The sequence below is a fragment of the Gammaproteobacteria bacterium genome, from assembly GCA_033720895.1.
Classification (GTDB): domain Bacteria; phylum Pseudomonadota; class Gammaproteobacteria; order Natronospirales; family JAJUFS01; genus JAWWBS01.
The window spans coordinates 1-9,721 of record JAWWBS010000072.1; the positions used below are offsets into that span (position 1 = coordinate 1).

8 protein-coding genes are annotated in these 9,721 nt (G+C 62.8%); 3 read left to right on the forward strand and 5 right to left on the reverse strand.

Features of this window, described 5'->3' with window-relative positions:
* Positions 1–117 (forward strand): ABC transporter permease (locus R3217_09455; GenBank protein ID MDX1455669.1); only part of this gene is annotated, 117 nt, incomplete at its 5' end.
* Between the two features lie 60 nt (positions 118–177).
* Here the strand turns inward: R3217_09455 and R3217_09460 are convergent.
* Both R3217_09460 and R3217_09465 read right to left on the reverse strand, forming a co-directional pair.
* Positions 178–2,673 (reverse strand): S9 family peptidase, encoded by a 2,496-nt coding sequence (locus tag R3217_09460; GenBank protein ID MDX1455670.1) that lies wholly within the window; start codon positions 2,671–2,673, stop codon positions 178–180.
* Between the two features lie 48 nt (positions 2,674–2,721).
* Complete coding sequence (locus tag R3217_09465) at positions 2,722–3,840, reverse strand: PLP-dependent aspartate aminotransferase family protein (protein MDX1455671.1); 1,119 nt, start codon at positions 3,838–3,840, stop codon at positions 2,722–2,724.
* A 117-nt stretch (positions 3,841–3,957) separates the two neighbouring features.
* On the opposite strand from R3217_09465, the gene R3217_09470 reads away from it, so the two are divergent.
* Positions 3,958–4,356, forward strand: coding sequence for a DUF1761 domain-containing protein (locus R3217_09470; GenBank protein ID MDX1455672.1), 399 nt, complete (start codon positions 3,958–3,960; stop codon positions 4,354–4,356).
* A gap of 7 nt (positions 4,357–4,363) precedes the next feature.
* Here R3217_09470 and R3217_09475 read toward each other — a convergent pair whose 3' ends face one another.
* A complete protein-coding gene (locus tag R3217_09475; protein ID MDX1455673.1) occupies positions 4,364–5,656 on the reverse strand; it encodes a diguanylate cyclase in 1,293 nt (430 codons plus the stop codon).
* A 97-nt stretch (positions 5,657–5,753) separates the two neighbouring features.
* On the reverse strand, positions 5,754–7,460 hold the full coding sequence (locus R3217_09480; protein ID MDX1455674.1) for a M28 family metallopeptidase: 1,707 nt from the start codon (positions 7,458–7,460) through the stop codon (positions 5,754–5,756).
* Positions 7,461–7,718: 258 nt separating this feature from the next.
* On the opposite strand from R3217_09480, the gene R3217_09485 reads away from it, so the two are divergent.
* Positions 7,719–8,366 carry a TonB family protein gene (locus R3217_09485; protein MDX1455675.1) on the forward strand — a complete coding sequence of 216 codons (648 nt, stop codon included), beginning with the start codon at positions 7,719–7,721 and terminating at the stop codon, positions 8,364–8,366.
* Here the strand turns inward: R3217_09485 and R3217_09490 are convergent.
* Positions 8,353–9,721 (reverse strand): hypothetical protein (locus R3217_09490; protein ID MDX1455676.1); only part of this gene is annotated, 1,369 nt, incomplete at its 5' end. The genes R3217_09485 and R3217_09490 overlap by 14 nt on opposite strands.

The following is a 9,721-nucleotide window of genomic DNA, read 5'->3' on the forward strand; positions in this document are numbered from 1 at the left end:
CTGGGCGTGTCGGACATCGGCATCGGCACGGCCTACCTGATCATCGGTGCATTCATCGTCGGGCTTTACCTGTTCGCCATGTTCCTGCTGAACAGGGGTGTGGGGCTGAGGAGCTGACAGAGGACGACCCGTCGGGTCATGGCAATGAAAAAGCCCCGCTTTCGCGGGGCTTTTTTGTCACTTGAGGTTTTCCTCGAAGAGCTTGTAGATCCGACGGTACTCGTCCAGCCAGGACTCCGGGTTGTCGAAGCCATGCGGGTCGAGCGGGTAGGGCGCGATGGTGTAGTTCTCTTTCTTCAGTTCGATGAGCCGCTGCACCAGTCGGATCGAATCCTTGAAGAACACGTTGTCGTCCTCCATGCCATGCGCAATCAGCATCGGCGTGTTGTCGTAGTCTGCGGCCCACTCGATCGGCGAGGACTTCTCGTAGGCGCGCGGATCCACTTCCGGCGTGTTCAGGATGTTCGAGGTGTAGTCATGGTTGTAATGCGCCCAGTCGGTAACCGGCCGCAGTGAAGCGCCCGCTGCAAACTCGCCCGGCGCACGGAACAGCGCCATGAAGGTCATGAAGCCGCCGTAGGAGCCACCGTAGATGCCGACGCGCTCGGGATCGACCGACTTGTTCTCTGCCAGCCACTTGACACCATCCTGCAGGTCTTCGAGTTCCGGGTGACCCATCTGGCGGTAGATCTCGGTGCGCCATTCGCTGCCGTAGCCACGCGAGCCGCGGTAGTCCATGTCGATCACCACGTAGCCCTTGCGTACCAGGATGTTGTGGAACATGAACTCGCGGAAGTAACCCGACCAGCCATCATGGGCATTCTGCAGGTAGCCCGCGCCATGCACGAAGACCACCGCCGGATACTGCTGGCTGCTGTCGAAGTTGTCGGGCGTATAGACGCGGGACGTGATCGTGCCGTCGAAATGCGTCGAGGGCACCTGCACGATCTCCGGCGCCTGCCAGTCGTATGCCAGGAATTCATCGCTGGTGAAACGCGTTACCTGTCGCGCGGATTCGGGCTCACCCATTGCCTGCACGTAGAGTTCGGCAGGGCGGGTCGGCGAGTCGTGCTTGAACAGGAGCTTGCTGCCGTCCGGCGACAGCATGAATGGCGAGACCCTGTCGTCGCTGTCCTGGCGTTCGTCTGGCTCGATGCCGATGGTCGTCAGCTGTTCCATTGCGCCGCCAGCGGCAGGCACGCGGTGCACCTGGTAGGTACCCGGGCGGTCGACGTTGGCAACGAAGTAGAAGTACTCGCCAGCCGGGTCGAGCCACGGCGTGGACACCACGAACTCTCCGCGGGTCAATGCCTGGTGACGACGATCGATGCGCTGGGTGTAGAGCTGGGAGTAACCCGACTCTTCCGACAGGAACCACAGCGTCTTGCCATCCGGCAGCCAGCCGTACTCGTTGTAATACCAGTTGATCCAGCCTTCGTTGATGGTCAGACGGTGTTGCGAATCCAGTCGTCGGGCATCGAAATCCACGGTCGCGATCCAGCGGTCCTTGTTGTCCCGCGAGTGGTACTGGATGGCCACTTCGCTGCCGTCCTCGTTCCACTTGATGCCTTCGATGCCGACAGCGCGCTTCTCCGGCGCTTTCAGCGCGTTCTGCACGGCGCGGCGATCGCCACCATTGGCGACATGGTATTCAACGGCGGACGCACGCAGGCTGCGGAACGGGTCGTCCTTGATGCCGGGCAGGCGGGCGCTGCTCAGCGCGTGCACCGTGCCGTCGGACAGGTCAACGAGGTGCGCCGTGGTGTCGGCGTAACCGTTCTCACCCACCAGCGTGCGGACAGCCTGGTTCTCGACGTAACCCGATTCGGAAACGTAATGCGGCATGCTGTCGTTGCGACCCCCGTTATGGCTCTTCGGCTGGGTAGTGACGATCATCCAGCGTCCCGATGGCGACAGGCTGGTCGAGACCGTCCGGGTGCCGGCACCGAGGTAGATCGGCGGGTTCATGCGATTGCCGCTTTCGCGTTTTGCCGCAAGCTCCTGCTCCTGCTTGTTGTCGGCATGTTCCTTGTCACGACGCAGGGTGCTGAACAGCCTCGTCTGCTGGTCGCGCAGGAAATCGAAGCCACGCTTGTCCTCGTCGGGCTTGTCCTCGTTGAGGAACTGCGCTGCCTGGCGCGTGAGGCCGCTGTCGCGGTCATGGATGTAGAAGTCGTTACCGACCTGCCAGGCTATGCTGCCGTCCGCCATGAAGAACGGTGCCGACTCGGTGGCGGCGGTCATGGTCAGTTGCACCAGCTCGCCACCATTCGAGGCGACGAAGATGTCGCCGTTCTTCGCGAACACTCGCTCGCTGCGATCGGCATCGAAGTTGCCACCGGCGCCCGGCATTGCCGCAGCAGATGCTGCTGAAAGCCTTTCGAGCTCTCCGGATTCGGTATCCAGGCGGTAGTCATCGAAGAAGGTTTCGCCCTCGCGTTTCTTCTGGAAGGCGACATGCCGGCTGTCGGGCAGCCAGTAGGCATTCAGCGGGCGATTACCCAGCCAGTCCGGATCCTGCATGATCAGTTCCAGGCTCAGGCCGTCGGCCGTTGCCGAGTCATCGGCCTGGGTCGCGAAGCTGGCCGGCAGGCCAACCAGCAGGCCGGCCAGCAGGGCTGTCACCGGCATGGCCCTGCGGGTTCGGGTCGTGTGCATCTTCAAAGCCTTCATTTTCGTGTCCTTCTTCAGTCTTGCGATTTCGTCATTACGTCAGTGTATTCAGAGCGAGGCGATCGCCGCCTCGAGATCCGCGAGCAGGTCATCCACGTGCTCGAGCCCTATGGAAAGGCGGAGCAGGTTGTCCGGGGAACGGCGATGTTCACCCTCGATGGAGGCGCGGTGTTCGATCAGGCTTTCCACACCGCCAAGACTCGTCGCCTCGATGAACAGGCGAGTGCGCTGCGCGAGCTTTCTTGCGCGCTCCTCGTCGCCTCGCAGGCAGAATGACAGCAAGCCGCCGAAACCGACCATTTGCGTGGCAGCGACTTCATGCCCTTCGGCGCCAGCCAGTCCGGGGTAGAAAACCTTCTCCACCTCGGGATGTCCGGCCAGCCAGCTTGCCACGCGCAATGCGGAATCGCACTGCTGGCGTACCCGCACCGACAGGGTCGACAGGCTGCGCAGCAGCAACCAGCAATCGAAGGCCGAGGGTACAGCGCCCGCGTTGCCTTGCCAGCGGCCGATGGCCTCGGCGAGCTCCTCGTCGTGACAGCTGACGACGCCGGCGAGCAGGTCGGAATGGCCGCCAATGAACTTGGTTGCACTGTGCATGGAGATGTCGATGCCGCGTGCCAGTGGCCGCTGGATGATCGGTGGTGCCAGGGTGCTGTCACAGACCGTGATCAGCTCGTGGTCGCCGGCCCATGCGGCCAGCGCACCGAGGTCGGTGACCCTGAGTTGCGGGTTCGACGGCGTTTCGAACCAGATCATGCGGGTAGTCGGTCGCACGGCCGCGGCGAGGCTGCCGATGTCTGTCGTATCCACGAGGCTGAACTCGATCCCCTTCGGCAGCAGTTCGTCCTGGAGGTAGCGCCGCACGCCGTGATAGCAATCCTCGCCCAGCAGCAGGTGGTCACCTGGCTTGAGCAGGTTGAAGACCGCGCTGGCCGCTGCCATGCCCGAGGCAAACGCGAACGACTGTCGCGCGCCTTCAATCGCCGCAATGGCCGCTTCGAAGCGATCGCGGGTCGGGTTGGAATAGCGACTGTAGACATGCGGGCCGGCATCGCGCACGTAGGTCGTGGAGGGCGAGAGTGCCGAACCGACTGCACCGTCGGCTTCGGGCTCGCGTCCGGCATGGACCAGGAGTGTTTCCAGTGCGGTAGTCTGTTTGCTCATGCTGCCTGCAGCCGTTGTCTTCGGATGAGCGCTGATTGTCACACAGCACGCTGGCCGTGCAACAGCAGGCTACCGGCGGCTACACTTAGTGCAGAGCACAACGCAAGGAGCGACACCATGCAGATCCCCATGCTTCCCTGGCTGACCGCCACCGCTGGCGGCTTCATTGTCGGCGGTATCTGGTATGCCCCTTTCCTGTTCGGCCCGGTGTGGTCACGCCTCAACCCCATGGAGCCGACGCACCGGACACTCGAGGGCCTGCCGCGACAGCTGGTTGCGCTGGCAATGAATGCCTTGCAGGCACTGGTGTTGATTCTCCTGCTGAATGCCACGGGCAGCTGGCAGCCAGCGCACGCGCTGGGCCTGGCCTTCCTGCTCTGGGCCGGCTTCACCGCGGCGCCGTCGCTGGCGGAGGCGATCTTTTCGCGACGTCACCTCGGCGCATGGCTGGTCGACAGCCTGCACCGGTTGATTGTCGTCGAGGTGATGGCGTTGCTATTGGTGTTCTTGCGCTGAGCGGCGATCAGGCATCGAGCTTCTTGCGGGTGACCACGCGGTTGCGGCCCTTGGCCTTGGCTTCGTAAACGCCCTGGTCGGCCATCTTGAACAGGTTTTCCAGGGTCAGGCTGGCATCGGCACCGCGCGGCCGCGTGGCCACGCCGATGCTGACAGTGACGGTCAGGCCGGCCGGTTCGAGAATTTCGATATCCTGGCGAATGAGGTCGGCCTTGGCGGCTGCGGATGACATGTCACAGTGGGGCAGGATCATCAGGAATTCCTCGCCACCATAGCGGGCGGCATAGTCCTGGTCGCGCAGGTTCCGCCTGAGCAGTTCGCCGACTTCCTCCAGCACCTGGTCACCGACCAGGTGGCCATGCACGTCGTTGATTTCCTTGAAGTGATCGAGATCGAGCATCAGCAGGCTGAGCGGCGCATCGTTGTCGATGGCCTCCTGCAGTTTCTGCTCGGCAACATCCTTCAGCGAATTGCGATTGAACAGGCCGGTCAGCGGGTCCCGCATTGCGAGGTCGTAGAGGTGTTTCTGCTGCATTTTCACCTGGTCGAACAGCTGCTTGCTGTTGATCAGGTTGGTGACACGCGCACGCACTTCTTCCTTCACGACCGGTTTGGAAATGAAGTCATTGATACCGAGGCGGAAGAGTTCGGTGCGTCGCACCGTGTCATCGAGGCCCGACACCGCCAGGATGGGCACACGTGACTTGTCACTGTCCATTTCCCGGATACGCGTGACCAGGCCCACGCCCGACATCTTTCCCTCGACCATGATGTCGCTGATGATCAGGTCGTAATTGGCTTTCTGGAACACTTCATAGGCCTCGTCGGCACTGATGAAATGGTCAACCTCGAGGTTCATCTCGTTGAGGATGCCGAGCATGACGTGCGCCACGACCGAGCTGTCTTCGATGTACAGCACCCGACCGGTGACTTCCGCCTGGTGTTCTTCCACAAAGCGTTTGACGCGAGCGAGCAATGCTTCGACATCGGTCTTCGAATGAATTTCGGTGGCGCCTGCCTGGAAGGCTTCGTCACGCACGCTGCGGTCGTCCGTGGAGGTCAGCATGATGACTGGCAGCTGCTTGAGCTGCTTCATGCGGCGCAGTTCCTTCAGGAAGTCGATGCCATTCATGTCCGGCAGGGTCAGCGAGACGCAGACCAGGTCGATATGCCGGTCACGCAATGCATCAAGGCCTTCAGCACCGGTACCGACCGAAATGGCCTCGTGACCGATCTGCAGCACCATCCGGTCCCAGATGGTGCGGAACAGTTTTGACGGGTCGATTACGAGTACGTTCATTGCAAAGTCGGATCCTGAATGTCTGGACCCCTAGTTTATACATAAAACAGGGGTCGCAAGCATGCGACCCCTGCGGTATTTCTCCACCGGTGATCGGTCAGTCGGCGGAGCGCGAGGCCTCTCGAGCTGCCTTGAACTCGTTGCCCTCGGCCCATTCCGGCCAATCCTCGGAGTTCGCAAGCATCTCGCCGACGCGGTAATACATCCTCAGGTCCTGGATGGCGCCCGAGAAATCGAACCACTCTTCGTACTCGTCGGCCGGCTTGTGGTAACGCTCGGCGGTGTAGGCCTCGGCGTAGGCTGCGGCTGCCTCGGCATCCGGGCCGATGAAGCTCGAACCGCTCTCGGCATACAGCGCCGGCACGCCCTTCTTGGCGAAATTGAAATGATCCGAGCGGTAGAAGTAGCCGCGCTCGGGATGTTCCTCGCCGACCAGGACGCGGTCATCCATGGCAGCTGCTTTCGCCAGGTAATCTTCCATTTCCGAGTTGCCCTTGCCGGTCACGACCACGTCGCTGGTCGGGCCATAGACATTCATGGAGTCCATGTTGATGACGCCCACGGTCTGCGCCAGCGGGTAGATCGGATGCTCGGCATACCAGCGCGAGCCGAGCAGGCCGGATTCCTCGGCCGTGACGGCCAGGAAGACAATGCTGCGCTCGGGACGCTGTTCGGCCGCCATGAAGGCCTCGGCAATCTCGATCAGGCCGCCCGTACCGGTGGCGTTGTCGACCGCACCGTTGAAGATGCCGTCACCCTCGGCTTCCGGGTCGGCGCCGAGATGATCCCAGTGGGCGGTATAGATGATGGTCTCGTCCGGTCGGGTACTGCCGGGAATGCGCGCGACCACGTTGCGGGACGTGGATTCGCGGATGGTGTTTTCGATACGGGTCGAGGCGGTGGCATTCAGCGGAATGGCCTGGAAGTCAGGCTGGCTGGCGGCATCCCGCAGGCTTTCGTAGTTCTCGCCTATGGCGCCAAAAAGCTGGTCGGCCACGTCCTGCGTGATCCAGCCTTCCATGACGGCACGATCCATGTTGCGATTTTCAGAGACCAGGTCGAACTGCGGGCCGGTCCAGCTGCCCGAGACGACTTCCCAGGGGTAACCGGCCGGGCCGGTTTCATGGATCACGATGGCGCCGGCGGCACCCTGTCGGGCGGCTTCTTCGAACTTGTAGGTCCAGCGGCCGTAGTAGGTCATGGTACGGCCGTTGAACAGCTCGCCGCGCTCGGTTTCCGCCAGGGCGTAGCCCGGGTCGTTGACCAGCATCACCACGGTCTTGCCTTCCACATCCAGGCCTGCGTAATCGTTCCAGCCATACTCCGGCGCGACCACGCCATAACCGACGTACACCAGGTCGCTGGCGTCCAGGCTGACTTCTTCGGTCACGCGCTTGGTCCAGGTCACGGCTTGCGTGGGAACATCGAGGTCCAGCTCGACGTTGTCACCGCGAATGGCCAGCGGCTCCGGCTTGCCGGTGATCGCGACCAGCGGGACTTCCTGGAACCAGCTGTCACCGTTACCTGGCTCTACGCCCAGTTCGGCGAAGCCGTCACGCAGGTACTCGATGGTGAGCGTTTCACCTTCGGAGGCCGGTTCGCGGCCACCGAATTCGTCGGAGCTGAGCACCTTGACGTGCTGTTCGAGGTCGGCGGCATCGATCACGGCCAGCGGGTCGGACTTGCTGACAGCGGCATCGTCAGTCGCCGCTTCCTGCGTGGCATCGCCACAGGCGGCCAGGCCGAGGCCGGCGGCCAGCAGCAACAGGCCGGCGAACGGTTGGGTGTGAATCTTGAGGCTCATGCATGTCTCCCTGCATTGGCGTGAGTGGCAAGCAAAAATCCAAGTTCCGCATAGTAATGCCAATCCGCTGCCGGTTTCGACCTCGGGCAGCGCGAGCCACCAAAGGCCTCACGATTGGCGAAGTTGTCGCTTCGGCCGGTAAATTCGGCCGATCGTCGATGAAAGTCTCCGAAATACCCCTGAGACATGTTGTTTTTTCTCCCGATATTGGTAGCTTAGAAGCTGATGTTGCAGCCTATAGCAGCACGTGGAGTGGTGATGAGTAAGTATCTGATTCTCGGCAGTATTTTCCTGCTGGCGTTCACAAACAGCTGGGCACAGGAACAGGACGACGAGGAAACCAAGGAGCTTAGCGGCTACTCTTCTTCCTCGAATTTCCGTTCGGGCTTTGATGACAACCCCAAGATCGAATTGGAAAAGCCGGATTTCTCGATGGATTTCGGTTCCGATGCTGCCAAGCCGCGTATCGGCGACCTGTCGGTGTCCGGTGCCAAGCCGCAGTTCCAGGCGGTAGCGCCGGCGGCTGAAAGCGCCACTCCGACCTCGGACCAGGCGGCCCGCGGTGGCAACGGTGCCAGCGCTGGCAGTTCGACCCCGCCCGCTGCCCGGCAGCCGGCACGACAGCCTTCCGGTGTCACCACCTCGGTCACGCCCATCCGCACCGATCCGCCGAAGTACCCGTCGGCTGCGCTGCGCCGTCGCATCGAAGGCTCGGTGGTCATCGAATTCACGGTGCTGACGGATGGCACGACCAGCGACATCGAAATCGTGTCAGCCAACCCGCCTCGGGTATTCGACCGCGAGGCCATTCGTGCCGTTTCGCGCTGGACCTTCGAGCCGGCGATGGTTGACGGTACCGCCCAGACCCAGCGAATTCGCCATACCCTGGATTTCAATCTCCAGTAGGCGCGACGCGTTCCGGTTTGAACAAGGAACGGCGCAACGCAGGTTGCGCCGTTGTTGCTTGCAGCCTGACCTCGCCCTCGCTGACGTCGATCCCCAGTGTTTCCCAGGTGTCATCCAGGCGCGGAAAAAACCGGGTGTAGACGATGTCGTCGTGCAGCGGCACGAACACGTCCTCGCCGCTGATGGCATCGAAGCGTTCCAGCAGTTCGCGCGCGCGCCAGGCGCGAGCCTCCGCCAGGCAGCACTCTCCGAACTCCGTGAGGATCCGGTCCAGCGACCAGTGCCCGCCACTGCGTCGACGCAGCTCCACGTCGCCTTTGAACAACAGGGCAGCGCCGGTCCAGTAGACGCGCCTGAAGCGATCGCGGCTGCGCATGTTGGTCGTTGCGTCGCGCAGGTTCAGGGAATCGGCAGCCTTGCGACCACGCATGAATCCGTCGGCCATCGCTTGCCACATCTCCTGTTCGCTCAACAGGCCGATCCGGCCGCGCAACAGGTTCTGGTAGTAGGAGGCGAGTCCCTCGGACAGCCAGGCGTCGCGCCGGTCGATGAACGGTGCCAGCAGGTGGCTGAGCTCGTGGGTGGCAATCCAGTCCTGCAGGAACACGTCCCAGTCGGCGCTGACATTCATGTAGAACTGCACGGCGCTGCCCCAGCCACGCGTGACCTGGGCCCACGGGGCGGCATCGAGCCCGACACCGACCGGTACCACCACGACTTGCACGTCAGGGCGCGGGAAGCGGCCGCTGACCGTGCTGACGGCCAGCGCCGCCGGTTTGAGCCAGCGCAGGGTGCGCGCCATGTCGGCGTCCGCCGGTCCTGATGCCGCCGAGACACGCAGCCGGGCGCCCGGGACGTCGAGGTCGGCCTGCTGCAGGCGGCCAAGCAGCATGGTGGCCGGCCAGTCGTAGGGTGTCGGGTCGAGGCGAAAGCGAGGACGTCCCGATCCGTTGTCCAGCCGCTGGCCCGGAAAACTGACAGCCATTCCGGCGGGCAGGACGAATTCGAATTCCATGGCGTAGCCCCGCGTCGACCAGGGTCGCCATGTCCAGGTCTGCGGCGCCAGCAACAGCGTGTCGTTGATGCGAAGACCGCGGCGTCGACTGCCGGAGTTGGCGATGCGTGCGAGGTCGACGCGGTAGAGCAGGCAGTTGTCATCGGACGGCAACGGAAAAAGCAAGGCGCCCTGGCGGGGCTTGATGTCGCGCGCCATACCATCCAGCAGGATGCTGCCGTGCAGGAAGGCCTCGACGGCCAGCGGGTCGTCGCTGACGAAATGGTGGGGCAGGCTGTCGGCGAAGCAGGCCTCGACGTCGAGTCGGGTCAGCGATTCATTCACGGTGACCCGGTAGAGA

Coding starts and splice junctions, on each gene's coding strand:
- R3217_09485 (MDX1455675.1), top strand. CDS start 7,719: ATGAGTAAGTATCTGATTCTCGGCAGTATTTTCCTGCTGGCGTTCACA.
- R3217_09465 (MDX1455671.1), bottom strand. CDS start 3,840: ATGAGCAAACAGACTACCGCACTGGAAACACTCCTGGTCCATGCCGGA.
- R3217_09470 (MDX1455672.1), top strand. CDS start 3,958: ATGCAGATCCCCATGCTTCCCTGGCTGACCGCCACCGCTGGCGGCTTC.
- R3217_09475 (MDX1455673.1), bottom strand. CDS start 5,656: ATGAACGTACTCGTAATCGACCCGTCAAAACTGTTCCGCACCATCTGG.
- R3217_09480 (MDX1455674.1), bottom strand. CDS start 7,460: ATGAGCCTCAAGATTCACACCCAACCGTTCGCCGGCCTGTTGCTGCTG.
- R3217_09460 (MDX1455670.1), bottom strand. CDS start 2,673: ATGAAGGCTTTGAAGATGCACACGACCCGAACCCGCAGGGCCATGCCG.